General features: G+C 70.7%; 18 protein-coding genes. 11 read left to right on the plus strand and 7 right to left on the minus strand.

The window, feature by feature from the left end; all coding sequences use genetic code 11:
* Positions 1–61 precede the first annotated feature (61 nt).
* Both ACH47Z_RS18545 and ACH47Z_RS18550 read right to left on the minus strand, forming a co-directional pair.
* The gene (locus tag ACH47Z_RS18545; RefSeq protein ID WP_399074781.1) at positions 62–592 is read right to left on the minus strand and encodes a hypothetical protein; all 531 of its coding nucleotides are present in this window, start codon (positions 590–592) and stop codon (positions 62–64) included.
* A gap of 48 nt (positions 593–640) precedes the next feature.
* Positions 641–1,246, minus strand: a complete 606-nt coding sequence (locus ACH47Z_RS18550) for a hypothetical protein (protein ID WP_399074783.1) — start codon at positions 1,244–1,246, stop codon at positions 641–643.
* Between the two features lie 214 nt (positions 1,247–1,460).
* On the opposite strand from ACH47Z_RS18550, the gene ACH47Z_RS18555 reads away from it, so the two are divergent.
* Entirely contained in the window at positions 1,461–2,831 is a 1,371-nt protein-coding gene (locus ACH47Z_RS18555; protein WP_399074785.1) for a S8 family serine peptidase, read from the plus strand.
* An 87-nt stretch (positions 2,832–2,918) separates the two neighbouring features.
* Here ACH47Z_RS18555 and ACH47Z_RS18560 read toward each other — a convergent pair whose 3' ends face one another.
* A complete protein-coding gene (locus ACH47Z_RS18560) occupies positions 2,919–5,762 on the minus strand; it encodes a glycoside hydrolase family 3 C-terminal domain-containing protein (RefSeq protein WP_399074787.1) in 2,844 nt (947 codons plus the stop codon).
* A 340-nt stretch (positions 5,763–6,102) separates the two neighbouring features.
* Here ACH47Z_RS18560 and ACH47Z_RS18565 point away from each other — a divergent pair, with 340 nt between their 5' ends.
* The 8 genes from ACH47Z_RS18565 to ACH47Z_RS18600 all read left to right on the plus strand — a co-directional run bounded on the left by ACH47Z_RS18565 (position 6,103) and on the right by ACH47Z_RS18600 (position 17,714).
* On the plus strand, positions 6,103–7,788 hold the full coding sequence (locus ACH47Z_RS18565; protein WP_399074789.1) for an extracellular solute-binding protein: 1,686 nt from the start codon (positions 6,103–6,105) through the stop codon (positions 7,786–7,788).
* A 27-nt stretch (positions 7,789–7,815) separates the two neighbouring features.
* On the plus strand, positions 7,816–8,862 hold the full coding sequence (locus tag ACH47Z_RS18570) for an ABC transporter permease (RefSeq protein WP_399074791.1): 1,047 nt from the start codon (positions 7,816–7,818) through the stop codon (positions 8,860–8,862).
* Positions 8,859–9,803, plus strand: a complete 945-nt coding sequence (locus ACH47Z_RS18575; RefSeq protein ID WP_399074793.1) for a carbohydrate ABC transporter permease — start codon at positions 8,859–8,861, stop codon at positions 9,801–9,803. Before ACH47Z_RS18570 ends, ACH47Z_RS18575 begins: the two co-directional genes overlap by 4 nt.
* A 207-nt stretch (positions 9,804–10,010) precedes the next feature.
* Positions 10,011–12,200 (plus strand): WD40/YVTN/BNR-like repeat-containing protein, encoded by a 2,190-nt coding sequence (locus tag ACH47Z_RS18580; RefSeq protein ID WP_399074795.1) that lies wholly within the window; start codon positions 10,011–10,013, stop codon positions 12,198–12,200.
* Positions 12,197–14,167 (plus strand): beta-galactosidase, encoded by a 1,971-nt coding sequence (locus ACH47Z_RS18585; RefSeq protein ID WP_399074797.1) that lies wholly within the window; start codon positions 12,197–12,199, stop codon positions 14,165–14,167. The genes ACH47Z_RS18580 and ACH47Z_RS18585 overlap by 4 nt, the downstream gene beginning before the upstream one ends.
* Positions 14,164–16,356 (plus strand): glycosyl hydrolase family 95 catalytic domain-containing protein, encoded by a 2,193-nt coding sequence (locus tag ACH47Z_RS18590; RefSeq protein ID WP_399074799.1) that lies wholly within the window; start codon positions 14,164–14,166, stop codon positions 16,354–16,356. Before ACH47Z_RS18585 ends, ACH47Z_RS18590 begins: the two co-directional genes overlap by 4 nt.
* 36 nt (positions 16,357–16,392) lie before the next feature.
* Positions 16,393–17,106, plus strand: a complete 714-nt coding sequence (locus ACH47Z_RS18595) for a hypothetical protein (protein WP_399074801.1) — start codon at positions 16,393–16,395, stop codon at positions 17,104–17,106.
* Between the two features lie 35 nt (positions 17,107–17,141).
* On the plus strand, positions 17,142–17,714 hold the full coding sequence (locus ACH47Z_RS18600) for a chorismate mutase (RefSeq protein WP_399074803.1): 573 nt from the start codon (positions 17,142–17,144) through the stop codon (positions 17,712–17,714).
* A 63-nt stretch (positions 17,715–17,777) separates the two neighbouring features.
* Here ACH47Z_RS18600 and ACH47Z_RS18605 read toward each other — a convergent pair whose 3' ends face one another.
* The gene (locus ACH47Z_RS18605) at positions 17,778–19,835 is read right to left on the minus strand and encodes a TIM-barrel domain-containing protein (RefSeq protein WP_399074805.1); all 2,058 of its coding nucleotides are present in this window, start codon (positions 19,833–19,835) and stop codon (positions 17,778–17,780) included.
* A gap of 76 nt (positions 19,836–19,911) precedes the next feature.
* Entirely contained in the window at positions 19,912–20,925 is a 1,014-nt protein-coding gene (locus tag ACH47Z_RS18610; protein WP_399074807.1) for a LacI family DNA-binding transcriptional regulator, read from the minus strand.
* A gap of 632 nt (positions 20,926–21,557) precedes the next feature.
* Here ACH47Z_RS18610 and ACH47Z_RS18615 point away from each other — a divergent pair.
* On the plus strand, positions 21,558–21,857 hold the full coding sequence (locus ACH47Z_RS18615) for a hypothetical protein (protein ID WP_399074809.1): 300 nt from the start codon (positions 21,558–21,560) through the stop codon (positions 21,855–21,857).
* A gap of 143 nt (positions 21,858–22,000) precedes the next feature.
* On the plus strand, positions 22,001–23,938 hold the full coding sequence (locus ACH47Z_RS18620; protein WP_399074811.1) for an acyl-CoA dehydrogenase family protein: 1,938 nt from the start codon (positions 22,001–22,003) through the stop codon (positions 23,936–23,938).
* Positions 23,939–23,940: 2 nt separating this feature from the next.
* On the opposite strand, the gene ACH47Z_RS18625 is transcribed toward ACH47Z_RS18620, so the two are convergent.
* On the minus strand, positions 23,941–24,414 hold the full coding sequence (locus ACH47Z_RS18625; protein WP_399074813.1) for a hypothetical protein: 474 nt from the start codon (positions 24,412–24,414) through the stop codon (positions 23,941–23,943).
* A gap of 85 nt (positions 24,415–24,499) precedes the next feature.
* Positions 24,500–24,958, minus strand: coding sequence for a lamin tail domain-containing protein (locus tag ACH47Z_RS18630; RefSeq protein WP_399074815.1), 459 nt, complete (start codon positions 24,956–24,958; stop codon positions 24,500–24,502).
* Between the last annotated feature and the right edge of the window lie 108 nt (positions 24,959–25,066).

A 25,066-nucleotide genomic window follows, 5' to 3' on the forward strand; every position in this document is an offset into this window, starting at 1 on the left:
GCCGCAGCCCACTGTGCGGGGGCTGCGGCCGTTCTCCGTTCCCGGCGCGAGCCGACGACGGTCAGCTGAATATGTCGAGCAGGGAAGAGACGATCGTGGCCAGTGCGCCGGGGGCGCCCGCTCCGAAGGCGAACACCATGGCCTGGCCGATCGCCACGTCGGTGGGGTCGAGGCCGTGGGACCAGGTCAGCTGGGCGTCGATGCCGGGGATGCCACGGAGGGAGAGGTACGCGCTCAGGGTGCCGTGCGCTTCGGCGATGGGCGCGCCGTTGCGCAGGAGCCGGGCCCGGCACAGGCCGGTGGGCCGCAGCTCGTAGGTGCGCTCGCCCACCACGGCCGTGCGGGTGTGCGATCTGCGGCGCAGGGCCCAGCGCTTGCCGTTCCCCCGGCGCGTGGGGATCACCTGCCCGTCGACCTTGATCTGGCCGTGGTCACGGCCGGGCACGACCGTGACGGGCGGCATGCCCGGGCCCTGTACGAGCGCGATGACGGCGGGCCCGCGGTTGAAGCTGATCCGTATCGGCCCGAACGGGCTGTCGGCCGTACGGTGCTGGGACAGCCGGACGGTACGGCGCCTGCTGAAGAGGGACATGGTCGGATCGGCTCCGGAGAGGGGGAGTTGGGGACGGGGACGGATGCCTCAGCCGCGGGACCGGCCGGGATGCCCGGTGCGCAGCAGGGCCTCGAACCCGGCGTGCAGCTCACGGGCCTTGTCGGGCGGGGCGGCGTAGGCGACGACGGATCCGTCGGCGTGCTGGAGCGTCACCACGGGGTTGGTGCCGGGAGCCGCCTGGCTCAGCCACACGCCGCCGAGGGCGGTGGACGGTACCCACCCCGGCTCGGTCTCCGGGCCGGCAGTGCCCGGGCGGCGCAGCACCTTCCGCTGGTAGCCCGGGATCAGCAGACCGGGGAGCGTCACCACGGCGAGGAGGAAGAGCAGGATGCCGCCCACCACTCCGGCCATCCACCGCAGGAGTGCGAGGAGTGCCGCGTAGCAGACCGAGACGAGGAACACCCAGAGGCAGACCGTGAGGACGACCTGCGGCGCACCGGCCTTGTTCAGCAGGCCGTAGAGGGCTACCGAAGCGAGCAGGACGAGCACGGTGACGCATCCGGCCTCGTCGCCGATGAGCGCGTCGGCGATGCGGCCCGCGGTCCGGTCGCGTACGGCGACGAAACCGCGGTCGTGGAAGCGGACGCGTATACGGCCGCCGGGCGCGGCTGTGACGCCGGTGATCTCGCTCATGCCGCTCACCTTAGACGTGGTCGGTCCGGGTTCCGGCGTCGCTGCTCACTCGGTGAACGCGCAGGCCAGGGAGGGTCATTCGGCGGTGCGGCGCGGGTAAAGGATTTGGCATCGGCCGGTCAAGAATCTTGTTCTGTGCATGACTCGCGTAAGGGTCTGCGTGTCGACTGAGGCGACCGATTACGTCCGACACCGGACCAACTCAGGGGAACACATGCACATAGCCCGTACCGGGCGCGGCCTCGCGGCCTCCGCCGCCACCGCCGCACTCGTCGCCGCAGGACTGGCGACCACCCTCTCCTCGGCCGGCGCCACCACCGCCGCGCCCGCCGGCGTACCGCACACCTTCGCGCAGCCGGCCGTCTCGGGGCACACGCTCGTGCGTGACGTGGCCAGCCCCCTCCCCATCGCCCAGTGCCAGGCCAAGTGGCACATCAACTGCTACAGCCCGCTCCAGTACAGAACCGCGTACAACCTCAACGCGCTGTACAAGAAGGGCATCACGGGCAAGGGGCGCACGATCGTCATCGTGGACTCGTTCGGCTCGCCGACCGTCCAGCACGATCTCGACGTCTACAGCAAGCAGTTCGGGCTGCCCAGCACCAAGGTCAAGGTCGTCAAGTGGGGCAAGGTCCCCGTCTTCGACCCCAAGAACTCGGACATGACCGGCTGGGCCGGCGAGACCACGCTCGACGTCGAGATGGCCCACGCCGTCGCGCCGGACGCCAAGATCGTCCTGGTGGAGACGGCCGTCGCCGAGACCGAGGGCACCACCGGTCTGCCGGAGATGATGTCCGCCGAGAAGTCCCTCATCGACCACGGTGTCGGCGACGTCATCAGCCAGAGCTTCGGCGCCACCGAGAACACCTTCCCCGGTTTCTCCAAGGGCGACTTCTCCAGCATCAAGAAGCTGCGGTACGCCTTCGAGGCCGCGCAGCGCAAGCACGTGACCGTCCTCGCCTCCTCCGGCGACGGCGGCGCCACGGACCTCCAGGCCGACGGCAAGTCGTACTACAAGCAGCCCGTCAACTCCTGGCCCTCGTCCGACCCGCTGGTCACCTCCATCGGCGGCACCCAGCTGCACCTGAACGACAAGGGTCAGCGCGTCAAGCCGGACAGCGTCTACAACGACTACGGCGCGGGCGGCGGCGGCCAGTCCCACGTCTTCACCCGACCGGCCTACCAGAACGGTGTGAAGAACGTCGTCGGCACCCGCCGCGGCACCCCGGACATCTCGATGGCCGCCGCGGTCAACGGCGGCGCCTGGGTCTACTCCAGCTACGACCCGACCGCCACCGGCTGGGACGTCGCCGGCGGCACCAGCGAGGCCAGCCCCCTCTTCTCGGGCATCGTCGCCCTCGCCGACCAGGCGGCCGGCCACCGCGTGGGCAACATCAACCAGGCCCTCTACACCCTCGAAGGCCGCAAGGGCTCCGGCATCGTCGACGTCAACGACGGTACGGACAACAGCTACGAGGGCGTCAAGGGCTACAAGGCCGTCAACGGCTACGACATGGCCACCGGCGTGGGCACCCTCAACGCCCTGACCTTCGTCCCGGCTCTCGCGAAGGCCAGCCGCGGCTGACACGCAGGCGCTCTCGCAGGTGAAGGGGTCCGGCACCGCTGCCTTCCGGTGCCGGGCCCCTTCCCGTCGTCGGTCTCCTCCGGACCCTCAACCGGAGAAGCCGACGTGCGCGAGCCGCAGCGGGCCGCGCAGTCCGATGCGGACGTCCTGCACGCCCTCGGCGACGATGCCGGCGCCCAGGGTGGTGTAGGCGTAGGGGCCGTCGGTGGGGGTCTCGAGGCGCAGGGTGGCGAGCACCGGGCCGCCGTCCAGGGAGAGTTCGAGGACGCCCTCGCCCGCCACCTGCGCGGTCAGCTCGGTCACGCCCGGGCCGAAGTCGCAGGCACGGTAGACGAGTTCGGCCGTACCTCCCTCGGCGGGAGTCACCGCGTCGCCCGCCGTCCTGGTCCGGTCCACGATCTCGATGCCCGACTGCTCGTCGAAGTCCGCGCCCGCGAGACCGCGTCGGACCACCGGGCGCGGGGCCGGTGCGGTGCCGTCGAGGTGGAGCGTCGTACGCAGCCGGACGTCCTCGCTGGACGCGCCGACGAGGAGGTCGTACGGTCCCGTCTCCAGGCGGGGGCCGCCCAGTGCCACGTCCCAGAACTCCAGTGCGCGGAGCGGGACTTCGAAGGTCACCTCGGCCGTCTCGCCGGGGGTCAGGCCGATGCGGCGGTGGGCCAGCAGTTCCCGGCGCGGGCGGGCCACCGACGGGTCCACCGCCCGGCCGTAGAGCTGGACCACCTCGTCCGCCGCCCGGTCCCCGGTGTTCGTCACCGTGCACGACACGCGCAGTGAGCCGTCGGTGACAGCGGCCACCAGGTCGCCGTAGCCGAACGACGCGTACGACAGGCCGTGGCCGAAGGGGAACAACGGGGTGCCCTCGAAGTAGAGGTAGGTCTGGCGGCCGCCGATCACGTCGTAGTCGAACAGGTCGGGCAGGTCGGCGTCGGAGGCGTACCAGGTCTGCGGGAGCCGGCCCGCGGGAGAGACGTCGCCAGCCAGGACGCGGGCCAGGGCCGTGCCCGCCGCCTGGCCGCCGTGCGCCGTCCACAGCACGGCCGGCACCCGTGCCACGTTCACCGCGTACGGATAGGCCGAGGTCAGCACCAGCACCGTGCGCGGGTTGGCGGCGCGGGCCGCGCGCAGCAACCGCAGCTGGTGGGGCGGCAGTTCGAGGGTCGTACGGTCCTCGGTCTCGCGCCCGTTGATGTGCGGGTCGTTGCCCGCGACCACGAGGACGACCTCCGCCGCCTCCGCGACCCGGGCCACGGCCTCCTCGCCCCGCTCGACCGTGATCACCTCGAGGACGTCCCCGGAACCCTCGGCCTCGGCAACCTTCACGCCGTCGGCGGCGACACGGACATGGCGACCCGTGCCCAGATGCTTCAGGAGGTGACCGTTGCGGTGAGGTTCGAGGCGGAAGGTCTCCTGGACCACCCAGCCCCCCGGCTGGTCGGCGGAGGCGCGCACGTACCCGTCGTCGGCGACCGACAGGTACCGGCCGTCCGGCGCGCGCAGGGTCAGGCAGCCCTCGCCCCAGTCCACCAGCGCGAACTCGGTGCCGGCCGGGTCCGTGGTGAGCGGGGGGAGGTCGGTGCGGCCGGACAGCAGGGCCGGGTCGAGGGCGCCCTCGGTGCCGCGCACCTCGTCCGGCGCGTCCGTCGACGGCACGTGCAGGAACGCCCCGTCGGTGGTGCGCAGCCGGACCCGGTCCACGCCCTCCGCGAACTCCACGCGCTCGGCGCCGAACCGCTCGTACAGGCCCTCCAGGGGAGTGGAGCGGTGCAGGAGGGTGCCGCTGTACCAGTCGAGCTTGCACTCGTCGGCGAGCAGGCCGACCACCGCGATCCGGGTGTCGGGCGCGAGCGGCAGCAGGTCCTCGTCGTTCTTCAGCAGGACGACCGCCTGCTCGGCGGCCTCGCGCGCGAGCGCCCGGTGCGCCGGGGTGTCGAACTCGCCGGTGCCGCTGTGCGGGTCGTAGTGCGGGTCGAACTCGCCGAGCCGGAACCGGACGGAGAGCTGGCGGCGTACGGCGGTGTCGATGTCCGCCTCGGTCAACAGGCCCTGTTCGTAAGCCCTCTTCACCCGCTCGGCGATCTGCGAGCCGTCCGTGCCGTGGTCGGTGAAGCTGTCCACGCCGGCCAGCAGGGCGGCCGCGGTGGCCTCCTCGTGGGTGTCGAAGTAGTGCTCGGCGTCGACGAGGTTGGAGGGCGCGCCCGCGTCCGAGCAGACCAGCAGCTCCTCGTCGGTCCAGGTGCGCAGGGGGTCGCGCAGATACGGCGAGACGTGGTTGGGGCGGCCGTTGACCAGGTTGTACGCGGGCATCACCCCGGCCACGGCGCCCGCCTCGACCGTCTCCCTGAAGGCGCGCAGATCGTACTCGTGCAGCACGCGCGGACGGACGGAGGCGGACGAAGTGGCCCGGTCCGTCTCGTTGTTGTGGGCGAGCCAGTGCTTCAGGACGGGCGCGGTACGCCAGTACAGCGGGTGGTCGCCGCGCAGGCCGTGGGTGTACGCAGTGGCGATCGCCGAGGTCAGCGTCGGGTCCTCCGCGTAGCCCTCCTCGTTACGGCCCCACAGCGGATGGCGCAGCAGATTGACCGTCGGGGCCCAGACGTTGAGGCCGACCCGGTCGTCCCGGGCCCGCATCGCGCGGACCTCCTTCGACACCGCCTCGCCGACCCGCCGGACCAGCTCCGGGTTCCAGGTCGCGCCGAGCCCGACGGCCTGCGGGAACACCGTCGCCGGGCCCATCCAGGCCACCCCGTGCAGCGCCTCCTGGCCGGTGCGGAAGGCGGCGATGCCCAGGCGCTCGACGGCCGGCGCGAACTGGTGCAGGAAGGAGATCTTCTCGGCCAGGGTGAGCCGCGCCAGCAGGTCGTCGATGCGCTTCGCGATCGGCAGATGCGGATCGCGGAACGGCAGGGCGGACGGCGAGTCAACGGTCACGAGCGGTTCCCCTTGCGGATGGAGCGACGAGACGCTTTCGAAGCGCTTCGATGCTCAGTGGAGGGAGGGCGAGGTGTCAAGGTGTCGTGCGTGAAGAAGACGCGTATCCGACGTGCACGGCAAGGGGCATAGGCCTTCGTGCGGCTTTCCGGCGCACAGCGGAAATCTTGGAAGCGACCCTTGTGCGCCCTCAGGTGTTCACTTAACCTCGCAGCAACATCGAAGCGCTTCGACTGGCCGCATTTCGTCGAAGCACGTTCCAGCTCAGCCAGATCCACTCGAGACACCGCAGCCGACGGCCACCGCCGGGTGTCCTGGTGCGCCATGAAGGGTTGACGCAATGACGCCGAACGCCGCCTCTTCCGCCCCCAGTCGGAGAAGCTTCCTCGCCTCCACGGCTGTCGCCGCCGCAGCGGTGGCGGGCGGCATGCCGTTGCTCACCGCCTGCGGCAGCTCGGACAACGGCTCGGGCGGCGGCTCCTCCGGCAGCAAGGGCGAGAAGAAGCTGCTCCCCACCTACGTGGCGAGCAACGTGGTGGTACCGGACATCCCGTCCAAGAACGGCTCGCCGATCGGCTTCACCGGCAAGCTGGATCTCGCGACCCTGAAGACCTCGGTTCCCAAGAAGCTCGGCAAGGGCGGCAAGGTCACCGTCATGTCGCCGTTCTGGGGCTCCCCGCCCAAGAGCGACAACGCCTACTACAAGACGATGAACGACATGATCGGCGTCGACGTCGTCTGGCAGAACCAGGACGGCAACACCTACGACCAGAAGCTCGGCGCGGTCCTCGCCTCCAGCGACGTACCGGACGTCGTGGTCGTCCCCAGCTGGAACATGGGCGGCAAGATACCCACCGCCATCATCAGCAAGTTCGCCGACCTCGGCCCCTACCTCTCCGGCGACGCGGTCAAGGAGTACCCGAACCTCGCGGCCATCCCGACCGACGCCTGGCAGCGCTGCATCATCGGCGGCAAGCTGCGCGGTCTGCCGATGCCCCAGTCGTACGTCACCGGCATCGTGCCCCTCTACCGCAAGGACATCTTCGACAAGCAGGGCTACCAGGTCCCGCGCTCGGCGGACGAGTTCATGGCCCTGGCCAAGGAGATCACCAACGCCAAGGCCAAGCGCTGGGCCTGCCTGGACATGAAGTGGACCGCCTTCCAGATGTTCGGCGTGCTGTCCGGCAGCGAGAAGCCGCTCGGCTGGAACCTCGTCGACGGCAAGCTGATCAACCGCATCGAGACCCAGGAGTACCTCGAAGCGCTGGAGTGGACCCGCAAGCTCTTCGCCGCCGGATACGTCCACCCCGACGCCATGATGGGCAAGAGCGCCCCCGACCCGGGCCCCAAGTTCGCGGCCGGCGAGTTCCTGATCTACTCCAACAACATCAGCCAGTGGTGGGGCCGCACCGCCGAACAGGCCACCCAGAACCCGTCGTTCAAGATCTGGGGCATGGACGTCTACGGTCATGACGGCGGCGACCCGACGCTCTGGGCCGAACAGCCCGCCGGCATCTTCGCCTTCATCAACAAGAAGGCCTCGCAGTCCGTGATCCGTGACGCCCTGGCCGTCGCCAACGTCACGGCCGCGCCGTACGGCACCAAGGAGTACATGGCCACCAACTACGGTGTCCAGGGCGCCGATTACACGGTCAAGAACGGCGTGCCCGTCAAGACCACCCAGGGCAACAACGAGGTCATGAACGCCTACGTCATGGTCGCGAGCCCCGCCCCCACCGTCGCTCACCCCGACTTCCCCGACGTCGCCAAGGCCCAGGTCCTGTGGCAGCAGCGGATGGGCTCCTTCACCAAGAAGTCCAGCTTCTACGGCCAGATGATCACTGAGCCGTCCCGCTACACCAACCTCGGCGACAACTTCGAAACGCTCGAGGACGACATCACCCGCGGCCGCAAGAAGATCAGCGACATGCAGCAGGCCGTCTCCGACTGGAAAAGCAGGGGCGGCGACAAGCTGCGCGACTGGTACAAGAAGCTCCTCGACGAGAACGGCACGGCGGCCGGCTGACCCGAGGCACGAGGCAAGGAGAATGCCGTGTCCCACAGCACGGTGCCTCGGAGCAGGGCCGGGGCGGACGACAGGGCGGGGAAGGCCACGGCGGCGTCGGACGGCGCCGCGGCGACCCGGAAGAACCGGAAGAAGACGAGGACCGGGAAGCTCAGCCTGCGCCTGCGCTTCAGACGCGACCGCCTGCTGCTGCTGATGACGCTGCCGGCGATCCTGCTGATTCTGCTCTTCAACTACCTGCCGATCCTCGGCAACGTCGTCGCCTTCGAGGACTACGACCCCTACGTCAGCGACAACGGCATCGTCTCGATGCTGCACAGCCCCTGGGTCGGCCTGGAGAACTTCCAGCAGCTCTTCGCGGACTCGTCCTTCTGGCACGCGGTCCAGAACACCCTGGTGCTGTTCATCCTCCAACTCGTGCTGTTCTTCCCGGTCCCGATCCTGCTCGCGCTGCTGATCAACAGCGTGATACGGCCGAGGGTGCGGGCGGTGGCGCAGGCGGTCCTCTACCTCCCGCACTTCTTCTCCTGGGTGCTGGTCATCGCCGTCTTCCAGCAACTCTTCGGCGGCGCGGGCGTCCTGTCCCAGCTACTGCGCCAGCACGGCTACAACGGCCTGGACATCATGACCAACCCGTCCACCTTCAAGTTCCTCGTCACGGCGGAGGGGATCTGGAAGGACGCGGGCTGGGGGATCATCATCTTCCTCGCCGCGCTGGCCTCGGTGAGTCCCGATCTGTACGAGGCCGCGGCCATGGACGGCGCCGGCCGCTGGCGCCGCATGTGGCACGTCACGCTGCCCGCGCTGCGCCCGGTGATCGCGCTGTTGCTGGTCCTGCGGGTGGGTGACGCCCTGACCGTCGGCTTCGAGCAGATCCTGCTCCAGCGTGACGCCGTCGGACCGGGCGCGGCGGAGGTCCTCGACACCTTCACCTGGTGGAACGGCGTGCGCAACCAGGACTTCGGCTACGCGGCCGCCGCCGGTCTGATCAAGGGCGTGGTCAGCCTCGGACTGGTCCTCGCCGCGAACAAGGTGGCCCATCTCATGGGCGAGCAGGGGGTGTACAAGAAATGACCGCCGTCATCGACAAACCGCCCGTCCGGGAGCGGGAGCCGTCCCGGTGGGCCGCGCCGCCCCGCCCGGTGTGGGAGGAGGAACCGAGCAAGGCGGGCCTGGCGGGCAAGGGCCTGGTCCTCACCCTGGCCTGCCTCGGCATCCTCTTCCCGCTGTGGATCGTGATCGTCACCAGCCTGTCCTCCCGGAAGACGATCGACCAGGCGGGCGGCCTGGTGATGATCCCGAAGGGCATCACGTTCGTCGCGTACAAGGAACTGCTGAGCGGCGGACAGGTCACCCGGGCCGCGCTCATCAGCATCCTGGTCACCCTCGTCGGCACGCTGTTCTCGATGACGGTGTCCGTGCTGTGTGCCTACGGCCTCTCGCGCATCGGCTCACTCGGCCACCGCTGGTTCCTGATGCTGCTGCTGGCGACGATGTTCTTCAGCGCGGGCCTGATCCCCACGTACCTGCTGGTGCAGTCCCTCGGCCTGATGAACAGCTACCTGGCCCTGATCCTGCCGAGCGCGGTGAGCGTCTTCAACATCCTCGTCCTGCGCGGGTTCTTCATGGGCATCTCGCAGGAACTGATCGACAGCGCACGCATCGACGGCGCGGGGGACTTCAGGATCCTCCGGCAGATCGTGATGCCGCTGTCACGGGCGGTGCTGGCGGTGATCACGCTGTTCTACGCGGTCGGGTACTGGAGTGCCTGGTTCAACGCGTCCTTGTACCTGAACGACCAGGACAAGATGCCGCTCCAGAACGTCATGATCCAACTGGTGCAGAAGCAGCAGGCTCCGGTGGGTCTGGGGCAGGCCATCAAGACGGGTGAGCTGTCGGGTCTCGCCGTGCAGATGGCGGTGATGGTGATGGCGCTGCTGCCGGTGGCGGTGCTGTCCCCGTTCGTCCAGAAGCACTTCAAGAAGGGGATGTTGACGGGGGCGGTGAAGGGTTGACCGGGCGCCCCTAGGGAGTTGCAGTTCCGTCGGCTCCATGGTGCCCCCGCTGCGGGCAAACAGCATGCCGTCCTAGCTGCGGGCAGCCGCGCCGCTGGGGTGGCACGGGTGGGCGCAGCGGCCCCCCGCAAGCGCGGGCAAGCGCCCCCACCCCCGCCCAGCACGCACCCCGGTCCACCAACCCACCCACGTCCACCGAGGTACCCGATGCCCACCCCCACCCGCAGAACCGTCCTCGTCGGAACGGCCACCGCAGCCGCTCTCCTCACGCTCCCCACCCGGGCAACGGCAGCCGAAGCCGCAGCCGCCCCGCGGACATACCGCTGGCGCACCGCCGCGATCGGCGGCACCGGCTTCGTCACCGGCATCCTCTTCCATCCGACCACCCCCGGCCTCGCCTACGCCCGCACGGACATCGGCGGCGCCTACCGCTGGGACGAGGACACCGCCCGCTGGACCCCCCTCACCGACCACCTCGGCTGGGACGACTGGAACCTCCTCGGTGTGGAGGCCCTGGCCGTGGACCCGGCCCACCCGGACCGCCTCTACCTCGCCCTCGGCACCTACGCCCAGTCCTGGGCCGGCAACGGAGCCGTCCTCAGATCGGAGGACCGCGGCGACACCTGGCGGCGCACCGACCTCACCGTCAGACTCGGCGCCAACGAGGACGGTCGCGGCACCGGTGAACGCCTTCTCGTCGACCCCCGCGACAGCGACACCCTCTGGCTCGGCACCCGCCACGACGGACTCCTCAAGTCGACCGACAGGGGCGCCACTTGGGCCAAGGACACGGGGTTCCCCGGCACCCCCACCAGCACCGGCCAAGGCGTCACCCTCCTCCTCTCCGCCGGCCGCACCGTATACGCCGGCTGGGGCGACTCCGACGGCACCACCCCGAACCTCTTGCGCACCACCGACGGCGGCACCACCTGGGAACCCGTCCCCGGCCAACCCACCGGCACCTCCGCCAAGGTCCCGGTCCGCGCCGCCCACGACCCGCACACTCGGGCGCTGTACGTGACGTACGCCAACGCGCCCGGCCCCAACGGCCAGACCGACGGCAGCGTGCACAAGCTGGACACCGCGACCGGCACCTGGACCGACGTCACGCCGGCCACCCCACAGGGCACCGACACCTTCGGCTACGGCGGAGTCGCCACAACCGCCCACCGCCCCGGCACGGTCGTCGTCTCCACCAACAACCGCTGGTCCGCCGGGGACACCCTGTACCGCAGCACCGACGGCGGCCGCACCTGGGTCTCGCTGAAGGACACCGCCGTCCTCGACGTCTCCGAGACGCCCTACCTCACCTGGGGCGAGGCCGAGCCCAAGTTCGGGTGGTGGATCCAGGCCGTGGCCGTCGATCCGTACGACTGCCGGAACATCCTCCACGGCACCGGCGCCACCATCTACGGCACCCGGGACCTGCGGCACTTCGCCCCCCGGATCCGCGGCCTGGAGGAGACGTCCGTACAACAGCTGATCTCCCCGCCCACCGGCACGGCCCATCTGATCAGCGGCAACGGGGACATCGGCGTCCTCTACCACGAGCGGCTCACCGCCTCCCCGGCCCGCGGGCTCGCCGCCAACCCCGTCTTCGGCACCGCGACCGGACTCGCACAGGCCGCGGCGAAACCGTCGTACGTCGTCCGTACCGGCTGGGGAGACCACGGCAACGGCGCCTTCTCGACCGACGGCGGACAGACCTGGACGCCCTTCCCGAGCCAGCCGCCGCTCGCCAAGGACGCCCCGGGGCCCGTCGCCGTCAGCGCCGACGGCAGCGTGCTGCTGTGGACCTTCGTGCACGGGGACGGCACCAAGTACCCCGCCCACCGCTCGGCCGACGGCGGCGCGAGCTGGGCCGAGGTGGCCACCTGCCCGAAGGGCGCCACCCCGCTCGCCGATCCCGCCGACCCCACCCTCTTCTACGCCTACGACACCGACGCAGGCACCCTGTACGCCAGCACCGACGGCGGCCGTACCTTCACCGCCCGCGCCACCGGACTGCCCTCCGGGGACAGCCAGTTCCAGCTCGCTGCGGCCCCGCAGGGCAGCGGTGATCTGTGGCTCAGCACCAAGGGGAACGGGCTGTACCGGTCCACCGACGGCGGGGCCACCTTCACCAAGTCCGGCAGTGCCCGGGCCGCGTACACCCTCGGCTTCGGTAAGGCCGCCCCCGGTGCCGGCTACCCGGCGATCTACCTCGTCGGCAGCACGGACAGCGCCCTCACCGCCGTCTACCGCTCCGACGACCAGGCCCGGTCCTGGGCGCGCATCAACGACAACGCCCACCAGTGGGGCTGGACCGGGCGGGCGATCACCGGTGATCCGCGTATCCACGGCCGTGTGTACCTCGCCACCAACGGGCGCGGCATCCAGTACGGGGAGCCGGCATGAGACCGACCCTCGCCGACGCCACCGGGGGCCGCATCCTCTTCGGCGGTGACTACAACCCCGAGCAGTGGCCCGAGGAGACCTGGCACGAGGACGTCCGGCTGATGAAGGACGCCCACGTCAACTCCGTCACGCTCGGCGTCTTCTCCTGGGCCACGCTCGAACCCGAGCCGGGGGACCGGGAGTTCAGCTGGCTCGACCGGCTCATGGACCTCCTGCACGCGCACGGGATCGGCGTCGTGCTCGCCACACCAACCGCCTCCCCGCCGCCCTGGATGGGCCGCCTCCACCCGGACACCCTGCCCCGGGACGCCGACGGGCGGACCGAGTGGTGGGGCGGCCGGCAGCACTTCTCGCACTCCAGCGCCACCTACCGGCGCTACGCCGCCGCCATCACCGAGGACCTGGCCGCCCGCTACGGCACCCACCCCGCCCTCACGATGTGGCACATCAACAACGAGTACTGCACCTTCGACTACGGCGACGAGGCGGCCGCCGCCTTCCGCCGCTGGCTGCGCGGGAAGTACCAGACCCTCGACGCCCTCAACTCCGCCTGGGGGACGGCCTTCTGGAGCCAGGGCTACGACACCTGGGACGGCATCCTCCCGCCTCGCCACGCGCACTATCTGAAGAACCCCACCCAGGTGCTGGACTTCCGGCGCTTCACCTCCGACATGCTCCTGGAGTGCTTCACCGCCGAACGGGACATCGTCCGCCGGCACACCCCGCACATCCCCGTCACCAGCAACTTCATGCCGCTGTGGATCGGCCAGGACGCCTGGCGCTGGGCGGGGGAGGAGGACGTCGTCTCCGTCGACCTCTATCCCGACCCGCGTGACCCGCTCGGCGGGCAGCGCGGTGCGCTGGTGCACGACCTGACCCGCTCGCAGGCCCGCGGGCCGTGGATGCTCATGGAACAGGCGGCCGGTCCGGTCAACTGGCGCGGGGTGAACCATCCCAAGCCCCGCGGCCTCAACCGGCTGTGGTCCCTCCAGGCCGTCGCCCGCGGCGCCGACGCCGTCTGCTACTTCCAGTGGCGCCAGTCCCGCCAGGGCGCCGAGAAGTTCCACTCCGGGATGGTCAGCCACGCGGGGGAGCACGGTCGTACCTACCAGGAGGTACGGCAGCTCGGCTCCGAACTCGCCGCCATCAGCGGGGAAGTGGTGGGTCATCGGAGTCACTCCGACATCGCCGTCCTGCACGACTGGCACTCCTGGTGGGCCGGAGCCCACGAAGGGCGGCTGTCGGCCGAAGTGGATCTGCCGGAGGTGCTGACCACCTGGCACCGGGCGCTGTGGGAGGCCCGTCTCGCCACCGACTTCGCCCACCCCGAGCGCGATCTGTCCGGCTACCGGCTCGTCGTCGTCCCGCAGCTCTACCTCCTCACCGACACGGCCGTCGACAACCTCCTCGGCTACGTCCGGGGCGGCGGCACCCTGGTCTGCGGCTTCCTCACCGGTGTCGCCGACGAGGACGACCGGGTCAGGCCCGGCGGCATGGACGCCCGGCTGCGCGAGCTGTTCGGCATCCGCACGCTGCACGAGTGGTGGCCGCTGGAGGCGGGGGAGACCGTGCGGTGCGAGGGCTTCCGCGGGGCGCTGTGGTCGGAGGAGATCGAGGCCGAGCCCGGGGTCGCCGAGACCGTGCCGTACCGGGGCGGCGAGCTGGACGGGCTGCCCGCCGTCCTGCGCAACGGCCGCGCCTGGTACGTCTCCACGCTCCCCGAGCCGGACGCCCTGCGCGACCTGCTCACCTCCGTCGCCGCCGGGGCGGGGGTGCGCCCGGTGCTGGAGGGGCTGCCGGACGGAGTCGAGGCGGTGCGCCGGGGCGAGCTGCTGTTCCTGCTCAACCACGGGCGGGAGCCGGTCACCGTCGAGGTGCCGGGCAGCCACCGCGACCTGCTCGGCGGCGAGAAGGTCACCGGCTCGGTCACCCTCGGCCGCTACGGCGTGGCGGTGCTGCGGCCATGAGTCACGCACCCGTCCACGGCACGTGGGAACCGGCGCCGGCGGCACGCTGGGAGGACGCCTTCCTGAGCGGGAACGGCCACCATGGCGTTCTCGTGTTCGGCGATCCGAACGAGGAACGGGTCGTCGTCACCCAGGCAACCTTGGTCCGGCCCAACGGCGGCGAGCACGGCCGCCCGCCCCGGCTGGCTTCTCAACTGCCCGCACTCCAGGACCGGTTGCTCGCCGGTGACCTCACCGCCGCCGAGGACTTCACCGACGGCCGCCCGCTGCAGTGGGTGCAGCCCTTCCACCCCGCCTTCCAGATCCGGCTCACCGGGCCCGGCGGCGACCGGTCCGTGTACCGGCGGGCCGTCGACTTCACCAGCGGCGAGGTCACGGCCGTCTCCGGTGACGTCCGCGGCCGGGTCTTCGTCTCCCGCGCCGACGACGCGATCGTGCACGAGATCACCGCCGGCGATCTCCACATCCGCCTCGACCACCGGCTGCCCGGCGCCCCGGCCGGTCTCCGGGTCGGCCACGGCGCGCTGCTCACCCCCGAGGGTGCCCTGCTCAGCCTGCGCGCCCACTACCCCGGCAGCGACCGCGCCTACACCGGTGTGACCCTCGTCGCCGTCCTCGGCGGCCGCACCGAACTCCACCCGCCCGGCGTCCGCGTCACCGGCGCCCGCTCGGTGCTGCTGCTCACCCGCGTACTCCGGCACACCGGCGAGGCCGACGCGGTCGCCGAGGCCCGGCTCCTCCAGGAACTCCTCCAGGGCATCGAGCAGCCGTACGACGTCCTCCTCGGCCGGCACCTGGCCCTGCACCGCACCGCCTACCAGCGGGTCACGCTCGACCTCGGCGCCGACCCCGCCGACCGCGCCCTGCCCGGCTCGGAGCTGCTGCAGCGCCCGGACAGCCCCGCCCTGCTGGAACGGCTCTTCGCCGCCGGCCGCTACCACCTGCTCTCCAGTAGCGGCCGGCTGCCGCCCCGGCTCACCGGCCTGTGGACCGGCGACTGGAACACCGCCTGGTCCGGGGCGTTCACCAACGACGCCAACCTCAACCTCCAGACCGCCTCCGCACCGGCCGCCGCCCTGCCCGAGGTCACCGAGGCGCTCGCCGCCCTCGTCACCGGACAGCTCCCGCACTGGCGGGAGAACGCCCGCGAGATCTTCGGCGCCCGGGGCGTGGTCGCCCCCGCCCACACCGATGGCGAGTCCGGACGGACGTACCACTTCGCCCGCGAGTACCCCCTTCACCTGTGGACCGCCGGGGCCGACTGGCTGCTCAAGCCGCTCGTCGACCACGACGAGACCCGGGGCGAGCCCGATCCGCGCACGGCCGCCGTCCTCGCCGAGATCGCCGCCTTCTACGAGGACTTCCTCACCCGCACCGACGCGGACGGCCGTCTCGTCGTCGTGCCCTCCTACTCGCCCGAGAACCGGCCCGCGAACGGCAGCTGGGGCGCGCTCAACGCGGCCATGGACCTCTCGGCCGCCCGGCACGCCCTGCTCACCGCCGCCCGCTACCACCCGGAACATGCCGAGAAATGGCGGAAGTTGGCCGACCGGCTGCCGCCGCACCGGATCAACGCCGACGGGGCGCTCGCCGAATGGGCCTGGCCGGGACTCGACGACACCTACGACCACCGCCACCTCAGCCACCTCTACGGCGTCTGGCCCCTGGACGAGATCAACCCCTACGACACCCCGGACCTGGCCGCCGCCGCCCACCGGGCCCTCGAACTGCGTGGCGCGGAGAACCACTCGGCGCACGGCCATCTGCACCACGCCCTGATCGCGGCCCGGCTGCGCGACCCCGGCCGCGCCGCGCACGCCCTGCACGAGGTCCTCGGCGGCGACTTCTTCCACGCCTCCCTGATGAGTGCCCACTACCCGCAGCGGGACGTCTACAACGCGGACGCCGCACACACCCTGCCCGGCGTCCTGATCGAGATGCTCGTCCAGTCCACCCCCGACCGGCTGGTCCTGCTGCCCGCCGTTCCGGAATCCTGGCCGTCCGGCGAACTCCGGGGCGTGCGCACCCGGTTCGGCGCCGAGCTCGACCTCAGCTGGGCTCCAGGGCACGCCACGGTCACCCTCAGACCGAGCCGCACCACCCGCATCGACCTGCGGACTTCCTCCGGCGGCGAGCCGCTCGACCTTGTCGCCGGAGAAGACCGCGTCCTCAGCCTGGGGACGTGGTGACTCCCCGCAATTCCCCCCACCCATGGAAGGGACACCATGGCAACACGCACGCTGAGCAAGGTCGCCACGGCCCTCGTCGCCCCCGCCCTGGCCCTCGGCGCCACCGTCGGCCTCGCCGCAGCGCCCGCCTCCGCCGCCGTCTGGTCCTCCTGCGACCAGTGGGGCAGCACCACGCTGAACGGCTACACCCTCTACAACGACATCTGGGGCTCCGGCGCTGGCAACCAGTGCATCTGGGCCAACTCCGGCACCAACTGGGGCGTCTGGGCCAACCACCCCAACACCGGCGGCATCAAGTCCTACCCCAACGCCGACAAGGTGATCAACAAGTCGATCAGCTCTCTGGGCTCCCTCAGCACCAGCTACAACGTCACCGTCCCGTCGTCCGGCGCCTACGAGACGGCGTACGACATCTGGGACACGAACCACAAGTACGAGATCATGCTCTGGGTCAACAAGACCGGCGCCGTCGGCCCGCTCGGCACCTCGCAGGGCACGGTCAGCCTGGGCGGCTCCACCTGGACCGTCTACAAGGGCAACAACGGCTCCAACGACGTGTTCTCCTTCGTCCGCAGCTCCAACGCCGGCTCCGGCACGGTCAGCGTCCTGCCGATCCTGAAGTGGATCAGGGACACCAAGGGCTGGTTCGGCGATGTGACCATCGGCGACTTCCAGTTCGGCTTCGAGATCACCTCGTCCTCCGGCGGGCTGAACTTCACCGTCAACAGCGAGAGCGTCAGCAGCAGTTGACCGAGAAGTAGCCGACGTGGGGTTTCATGGACGCCATGCGAATCCCCACCCCTCTCAGCACCACAGCGATCGCCGCCGCCGCGCTGCTGGCCCTGCCGGGCACCGCAGCGGCGGCACCGGCACACATCTCCCCGTTGCGGCCGGTCGCCTCCCTCGCCGCCGACCGCCTCGCCACCGCCGACCTGGTCGCCGCCGCCAAGTGGGGCACCGACAGCCCCATCGACGACCCGGCCCGCGAGCAGCAGGTCCTCGACTCCGTCGCCGCCCAGGCCCAGCGGATCGGCGCCGACCCCGACGAGGCACGGCGCGTCTTCCGCGACCAGATCGAGGCCAACAAAGCCGTCCAGCGCGCCCTGTTCGCCCGGTGGACGGCCCACCCGGAGCAGGCCCCGACCACCAAGCCCGACCTGAACGTCGTCCGTCAGACGATCAACCACATCAACACGGACCTCGTCCAGGCCCTCGCCGACACCACCCCGGAACGCACCGAACCGACGTGCCCTCCCGAACTCGCCGTGGCCGTCGTCGAGGTCCACCACGAGAAGCACCCGGACCTGTTGCACACCGCAGCCCTGGTCCGCTCCCTGGTTTCCGTCTGCCGCGACTGACGCGTGAGAAGGCGGCCGGCCCCTTCCGTGGGTACGGAAGAGACCGGCCGCCGTTCGGCTCGGCTACTCCCCTACAGGCAGCCGTGCCCCGTCCCGCAGGAACAGCGGGATCCGGTCCAGCGGGGCGTCCACCGTCACCGCCGTACCGCCCTCGTACGTCGCGCCCGTCCACGCGTCCGTCCAGCGCGCGCCCGCCGGGAGGTACGTCGTGCGGGCCGTGGCGCCGGCGGTCAGCACCGGGGCGACCAGCAGGTCCCGGCCGAAGAGGTAGGCGTCGTCCACCGACCAGGCCGCCTGGTCGTCCGGGAACTCCAGGAACAGCGGGCGCAGCACCGGCAGCCCCTCCTCGTGTGCCTCGCGCATGACGGTGAGGATGTACGGCTTCAGGCGCTCACGCAGGCGCAGGTAGCTCTCCAGGATCGCGCCGGCCTCCTCGCCGTAGGACCAGACCTCGTTCGGGCCGCCCGTCATGTCGGGGCCGAGCGGCAGGCCGGGGTCGCGGAAGCCGTGCAGGCGCATCAGCGGGGACAGCGCGCCGAACTGGAACCAGCGGACCATCACCTCGCGGTACGCCGGGTCGTCCGGGTCGCCGCCGTGGAAGCCGCCGATGTCGGTGTTCCACCACGGGATGCCGGACAGCGCGGTGTTGAGGCCGGCCGCGATCTGCCGGCGCAGGGTGGCGAAGTCGGTGCCGATGTCACCGGACCACAGGGCCGCGCCGTGCCGCTGACTGCCCGCCCACGCCGAGCGGTTGAGGGTGATCACCTCCGACTCCCCGGACGCCAGCAGGCCCTCGTGGAAGGTGCGGGCGTTCTCGAGCGGGTAGAGGTTGCCGACCTCCAGGCCCGGGCCCGCCCAGTAGCGCAGGTTCTCCGGGAAGCCGGGCTTCAGCTCGGGTTCGCACGCGTCCAGCCAGAAGGCCGTGATGCCGTACGGGTCCAGGTAGTTCTCCCGGATCCTCGACCACACGAAGTCGCGGGCCTCGGGGTTCGTGGGGTCGTAGAACGCCACCTGGACGGTGGAGGCGACCTCCTTGTCGGGCCAGTCGGCGTGCGCCATCGGGCCGTACTGGGTGCCGACGAAGTAGCCGCGCTGCTGCATGAGTTGGTGGTTCTCGGAGAGCGGGGACACCGACGGCCACACGGACACGACCAGCTTGATGCCCAGCTCCTCCAGCTCGCGCACCATGCCCGCCGGGTCGGGCCACTCCTTGGGGTCGAACCTCCACTCGCCCAGGTGCGTCCAGTGGAAGAAGTCGCACACGATCGCCGCGATCGGCAGGCCCCGGTGCTTGTACTCCCGGGCCACGGCGAGGAGTTCGTCCTGGGTGCGGTAGCGCAGCTTGCACTGCCAGAAACCCGCCGCCCACTCCGGCAGCATGGGTGAACGCCCGGTCGCGGCACTGTAGTTGCGCTGGCCCTCGGCCGGAGTGCCCGCCGTGATCCAGTAGTCGATCTGCCGGGCCGAGTCCGCGACCCAGCGGGTGCCGTTGCCCGCCAGCTCCACCCGGCCGATCGCCGGATTGTTCCACAGCAGGGTGTAGCCCCGGCTGGACACCAGCACCGGGACGCTCACCTCGCTGTTGCGCTGCACCAGGTCCAGCACCAGGCCCTTCTGGTCCAGCCGCCCGTGCTGGTGCTGGCCGAGGCCGTACAGCTGCTCGCCCTCGTAGGCGGCGAAGCGCTGCTCGAGGCGGTGGTAGCCGTTGCCGACCGCCGTGTACAGGCGCGGGCCGGGCCACCAGAAGTGGGCCCGCTCCTCGGCGAGCAGCTCGCCGCCGTCGTCGGTGCGCAGGAAGCGGAGCATGCCCTCGGCGCTCACCTCGACGGTCAGCGCGCCGACCGTCAGCCGCCCTTCTCCCTCGCCGACGTCGACCGTCGCCTCGGCGGCGGGCGGAGCGTCGAGGAGCGCCCCCGGCAGGCCCTGGAGCACCGGGCCGCCGAGCCGGGCCCGCACCCGGACCGCGTCCGGACCCCACGGCTCGATCCGCACCGTCTCCTGACGCCCGCTCCACTCCAGCGCCCCGCCGCGCACCCGGACGCGGCCGACGGTGGGGGAGGACTGGGCGAGGCTGACCTTGGGCTGCGCGAGGGCAGGCTGAGTACCGGCAGGCTGGTTCACGGCGGCTCCTGAGGAGAGACGTGCAGACAGGGACGCAGGCAGGGGTGTGCCCCGGGAAGGGCACGGTCGGTGCGGATCAGGACGCGGCCGGCGCCGGTCCCGTACTCGCCCGCACGGTCAGCTCGGGCGCGAGCAGCACGACCTCGTCGCCGCCCCGCCCCTCCAGCTTGGCCACCAGGTGCTCCACGGCGTGCCGGCCCATCTCCTGGGCGGGGATGGCGACCGAGGCCAGCCGTACCGAGGCCTGGACGGCGACCTGGTCCGGGCAGATCGCGACCACGGACACGTCCTCGGGCACGGCCCGGCCCTGCTGGCGCAGCAGCGCGAGCAGCGGCTCCACCGCCGACTCGTTCTGCACCACGAACCCGGTCGTCCCCGGACGCTCGTCGAAGATCCGGGCCAGGGTGAGGGCCATCGCGTCGTACCCGCCCTCGCACGGCCGGTGCAGCACCCTGAGGCCCGACTCGCGGGCCCGGGAGCGCAGTCCCTCGAGGGTGCGCTCGGCGAAGCCGGTGTGCCGCTCGTAGACGGCCGGAGCCTCGCCGATGACAGCGATGTCACGGTGACCGAGCCCCGCGAGGTGCTCCACGCACAACGCGCCCGTCGCACTCCAGTCCAGGTCCACGCAGGTCAGACCGGCCGTGTCGGCGGGCAGGCCGATCAGCACCGAGGGCTGATCGGTGTGCCGCAGCAGCGGCAGCCGCTCGTCCTCCAGCTCGACGTCCATCAGGATCATGGCGTCGGCGAGGCCGCTGCCGGTCACCCGGCGCACCGCGTCCGGCCCCTCCTCGCCGGTGAGCAGCAGGACGTCGTAGCCGTGCGTCCGGGCCGTGGTGGCCACCGCGATGGCGATCTCCATCATCACCGGCACGTACATGTCGGTGCGCAGCGGGATCATCAGCGCGATGATGTTCGACCGGTTGCTCGCCAGCGCGCGGGCGCCGGCGTTCGGGTGGTAGCCCAGTTCCCGGATGCTCTGCTCGACGCGCTGCCGGGTGGTCGCGGAGATGGACCGCTTGCCGCTGAGGACATAACTCACCGTGCTCGCCGACACTCCGGCATGCTGGGCGACCTCGGCGAGGGTGACCATCCGGCTCTCCAAGCTATGTGAAGCGCTTCGACAGAGCGCGTGACCGACTAAGGCGACTGAGGGTGAGATTGACACTAGCTTCAGCCGGGGTGGGGTGTCCATAGGCTGTCGAAGCGCTTCGACAGTTTTTCCGTACCGGATCCACGGCAACCTTTTCGCCCGCCGGCGGCCACTGGGATGCGGTACACGAACCGTCCCCCTGGAAGGACCCCCGATGCAACACCGCAGACCGCGCCTGTCGAAGAAGGCGAAGACGCTGGTGGCCGCCACGGCGCGCTGGCCGTCGGCGCCGGAGTCGCCGTGGCGCAGGCCGACGCGACGGACAAGAAGTGCACGGCCTTCGACACGATCACGCGCGGCAAGTACTACGTCAACATCAACCTGTGGGGCCAGGACAAGGCCACCGGCAGCCAGTGCGTCTGGGCGGGCGGCCTCAGCGGCTCCACCCTCTCCTGGGGGACCTCCTGGTCCTTGACCACCAACAGCAAGGGCAAGGACTACGACGTGAAGTCCTACGCCGGCACGGTCCTCGGCTGGCACTGGGGCTGGAAGACCGACAAGGCCGCCACCGGACTGCCCCTCCGCGTCGGCGACCGCAGGAAGGTCACCGCGACCAGCCCACCGACGAGATCATGGTCTGGCTCAACCGCCAGGGCGGCGCGGGCCCCCTCGGCACGAAGTACGGCAGCGTCAGCCTCGACGGCGCCATGTGGGACATCTACCAGGGTGACATCGGCTGGAAGGTGTACTCCTTCGTCCGCCGCACCAACACCACGAGCGCGACCCTGAACCTGGACGACTTCACCCAGGCCCTCGTCCGGCGCAAGCTCCTGAGTAACGACAAGTACGTCTCCGGCATCGAGTCCGGCACCGAGGTCTTCCACGGCTCCGGCCGCCTCGACACGACGTCCTACTCCGTCGACATCGGCTGAGCACCCGCCCATATCGGCCGACTATCCGCTGAACGGACGCGTGAGGGGTGGTGGGGTCGGCCCGTTTCGGGTACCAACGATCCAGTAGCACTGATCGGTAGCGAACGGTCCGCAATCATCCTCTTCGCGGTGAGGTGAGCCTCATGTCCGCCCCCACCACCCCACGTACCACCGTCACCGAGCGCGAAGCCCGCCAGGTGGCGGAGGCCGCCCGGGAACAGGACTGGCGAAAGCCCAGTTTCGCCAAGGAACTGTTCCTCGGGCGCTTCCGGCTCGACCTCATCCATCCCCATCCGCTCCCCGGCGAGGAGTCGGTCCAGCGGGGCGAGGAGTTCCTCGGCAAGCTGCGCGCCTTCTGCGAGACGACGGTCGACTCGGCCCGCATCGAGCGCGAGGCCCGCATCCCCGACGAGGTCGTGGCGGGCCTGAAGGAGCTCGGCGCCCTCGGCATGAAGATCGACCCCAAGTACGGCGGTCTCGGCCTCACCCAGCTCTACTACAACAAGGCCCTCGCTCTGGTCGGCTCCGCGAGCCCCGCCGTCGGCGCGCTGCTCTCCGCCCACCAGTCGATCGGCGTACCCCAGCCGCTGAAGCTCTTCGGCACCCAGGAGCAGAAGGACGCCTTCCTGCCCCGCTGCGCCCGCACCGACATCTCGGCCTTCCTCCTGACCGAGCCCGACGTCGGCTCCGACCCGGCCCGCCTCGCCACCACGGCGGTCCCCGACGGCGACGACTACGTACTCGACGGAGTGAAACTGTGGACCACCAACGGGGTGGTCGCCGACCTGCTGGTCGTCATGGCGCGGGTGCCGAAGTCGGACGGCCACAAGGGCGGCATCACGGCGTTCGTCGTGGAGGCCGGCTCGGAGGGCATCACCGTGGAGAACCGCAACGCCTTCATGGGCCTGCGCGGCATCGAGAACGGCGTCACCCGCTTCCACCAGGTCCGGGTCCCGGCCGCGAACAGGATCGGCCCCGAGGGCGCGGGTCTGAAGATCGCGCTGACCACGCTGAACACCGGACGCCTGTCCCTGCCCGCGATGTGCGCCGGTGCCGGGAAGTGGTGCCTGAAGATCGCCCGCGAGTGGTCGGCGGAGCGCGAGCAGTGGGGCAAGCCGGTCGCGCTGCACGAGGCGGTGGGCTCGAAGATCGCGTTCATCGCGGCGACGACCTTCGCCCTGGAGGCCGTCCTCGACCTCTCCTCGCAGATGGCCGACGAGGACCGCAACGACATCCGCATCGAGGCCGCCCTCGCCAAGCTCTACGGCTCGGAGATGGCCTGGAGGATGGCCGACGAACTGGTCCAGATCCGCGGCGGCCGGGGCTACGAGACGGCCGAGTCCCTGAAGGCACGCGGCGAGCGCGGGGTCCCGGCCGAGCAGATCCTGCGCGACCTGCGCATCAACCGCATCTTCGAGGGCTCGACGGAGATCATGCACCTGCTGATCGCCCGCGAGGCCGTCGACGCCCACCTGTCGGTCGCGGGCGACCTGATCGACCCCGACAAGTCCCTGTCGGACAAGGCGAAGGCGGGGGCGAACGCGGGCCTGTTCTACGCGAAGTGGCTGCCGAAGCTGGTCGCGGGCCCGGGTCAACTCCCCACGTCATACGGTGAGTTCAAGCACGGAGTCGATCTGTCCGGGCATCTGCGCTACGTGGAGCGCACCGCCCGCAAGCTGGCCCGCTCCACCTTCTACGCCATGTCCCGCTGGCAGGGCCGGATGGAGACCAAGCAGGGCTTCCTCGGGCGGATCGTGGACATCGGCGCCGAGTTGTTCGCCATGAGCGCGGCCTGCGTACGGGCCGAACGGCTCCGGAGCGAGGGCGACCACGGCCGCGAGGCGTACCAACTGGCCGACGCCTTCTGCCGCCAGGCCCGCATCCGCGTCGAGGAACTCTTCGAGAGGCTGTGGACCAACACGGACGACCTCGACCGCAAGGTGGTCAAGGCGGTCCTGGCAGGCTCGTACACCTGGCTGGAGGACGGCGTCGTGGACCCGTCCGGGGACGGCCCGTGGATCGCGGATGCGACCCCCGGACCGGCCACGCGGGAGAACGAACGCCGCCCCTACGGCGCCTGAGGTCAGTTGCCCCAGGTGCCCTGGTTCACGGCGCAGTTCCAGCCCGTGCCGTGCAGGGTGAACTTCAGTTCGTAAGAGCGGGTGTTGAGCAGATGCGTGGGGATCTTCATGCCGAGGCTTGCCTTGCCCTTGAAGGTCCCCGCGTAGACGGACACGGACGTCGAGGTGTTGTGGGTGATCCTGCCGCCTGTCGGCCTGGCCTTGCCGAAGCGGAGGTTCTTCTCGTCGATGACGGTGAAGGTGACGTTCTTGAAGCTCTTGGTCGTCTTGCTCCTGAGGCCGAAGTACAGGCCCCCGTTGGTGACCCAGCCGTGCGAGTCGATGTAGAAGCGGCTCGGGTAGACGATGTCGATCGGGCAGCCCGTGCCGGTCGACGTCCGGGTGGCGGCCGAGGCGGCTCCGGCGAGTCCGAGCTGAGCGGCGCTCAGAATTCCGGCGGTGGCCAGGACGGCCGCGGCCGCGCGCATGCGGTTCATGGTGGTGGTTCCTCCCCCTGTTTCGCCCTTCGTGATGGGCGCCGGACGGAAGGATGCCATGACCGGTGGCCGAAAGCGCGCGATTTCAGCAGTACGTGTGACCCGCGCCCGGCTTCGTCCAGGAGCACGAGGAGACCTTGGCGCCGTTTGCCCGGGTGAGCGTGGCCGTATCCCGGTCGTTGTTCCAGACGTGGGCGCGTCGGCCCTGGTACGTGTCCGTCGCGGTGTCCGTGCCCCGGCCCGTGTGGATCTTCATGTACGTCCCGGCGCCGATGCTGACGCTCTTGAAGACGTACCGGTGGTCGGCGGAGTCCTTGAGCACCCAGCCCCTCAGTGAGACGGCCGTGCCGCCGGTGTTCTTGATCTGCACCCACTCGGCGTCGAGGCTCCTGTTCGAGCGGTCGTCCTTACCGGGGCTGTCGTACCAGACCTGGTAGATCCGCACGCCCCCGGCCGCCTGGGCCGGGGTGCTGAGCAGGGTGCCGGTGAGCAGGGCCGCGCCGGCGGCGGCGGGCAGGGCGGCGCGCAGGCGCACGGTACGCATGGAGAGATCCCCCCAGGATGTCGTCCGCGAACGGGTGTGCCTGAAGTGTTATCACATGATCTTCACTTGTACTTCACAAAGGGAAAATCGCATCATCCGGCGACGAAA

It is taken from the genome of Streptomyces sp. NPDC020192, assembly GCF_044388685.1.
In the GTDB taxonomy this organism is placed as follows: domain Bacteria; phylum Actinomycetota; class Actinomycetes; order Streptomycetales; family Streptomycetaceae; genus Streptomyces.

What these genes read in the sequence shown, in the direction of transcription:
- ACH47Z_RS18565 (WP_399074789.1), top strand. Translation starts at nt 6,103, where the DNA reads ATGACGCCGAACGCCGCCTCTTCCGCCCCCAGTCGGAGAAGCTTCCTC.
- ACH47Z_RS18545 (WP_399074781.1), bottom strand. Translation starts at nt 592, where the DNA reads ATGTCCCTCTTCAGCAGGCGCCGTACCGTCCGGCTGTCCCAGCACCGT.
- ACH47Z_RS18615 (WP_399074809.1), top strand. Translation starts at nt 21,558, where the DNA reads ATGGTCTGGCTCAACCGCCAGGGCGGCGCGGGCCCCCTCGGCACGAAG.
- ACH47Z_RS18555 (WP_399074785.1), top strand. Translation starts at nt 1,461, where the DNA reads ATGCACATAGCCCGTACCGGGCGCGGCCTCGCGGCCTCCGCCGCCACC.
- ACH47Z_RS18595 (WP_399074801.1), top strand. Translation starts at nt 16,393, where the DNA reads ATGGCAACACGCACGCTGAGCAAGGTCGCCACGGCCCTCGTCGCCCCC.
- ACH47Z_RS18550 (WP_399074783.1), bottom strand. Translation starts at nt 1,246, where the DNA reads ATGAGCGAGATCACCGGCGTCACAGCCGCGCCCGGCGGCCGTATACGC.
- ACH47Z_RS18600 (WP_399074803.1), top strand. Translation starts at nt 17,142, where the DNA reads ATGCGAATCCCCACCCCTCTCAGCACCACAGCGATCGCCGCCGCCGCG.
- ACH47Z_RS18590 (WP_399074799.1), top strand. Translation starts at nt 14,164, where the DNA reads ATGAGTCACGCACCCGTCCACGGCACGTGGGAACCGGCGCCGGCGGCA.
- ACH47Z_RS18620 (WP_399074811.1), top strand. Translation starts at nt 22,001, where the DNA reads ATGTCCGCCCCCACCACCCCACGTACCACCGTCACCGAGCGCGAAGCC.
- ACH47Z_RS18580 (WP_399074795.1), top strand. Translation starts at nt 10,011, where the DNA reads ATGCCCACCCCCACCCGCAGAACCGTCCTCGTCGGAACGGCCACCGCA.
- ACH47Z_RS18575 (WP_399074793.1), top strand. Translation starts at nt 8,859, where the DNA reads ATGACCGCCGTCATCGACAAACCGCCCGTCCGGGAGCGGGAGCCGTCC.
- ACH47Z_RS18625 (WP_399074813.1), bottom strand. Translation starts at nt 24,414, where the DNA reads ATGAACCGCATGCGCGCGGCCGCGGCCGTCCTGGCCACCGCCGGAATT.
- ACH47Z_RS18585 (WP_399074797.1), top strand. Translation starts at nt 12,197, where the DNA reads ATGAGACCGACCCTCGCCGACGCCACCGGGGGCCGCATCCTCTTCGGC.
- ACH47Z_RS18610 (WP_399074807.1), bottom strand. Translation starts at nt 20,925, where the DNA reads ATGGTCACCCTCGCCGAGGTCGCCCAGCATGCCGGAGTGTCGGCGAGC.
- ACH47Z_RS18630 (WP_399074815.1), bottom strand. Translation starts at nt 24,958, where the DNA reads ATGCGTACCGTGCGCCTGCGCGCCGCCCTGCCCGCCGCCGCCGGCGCG.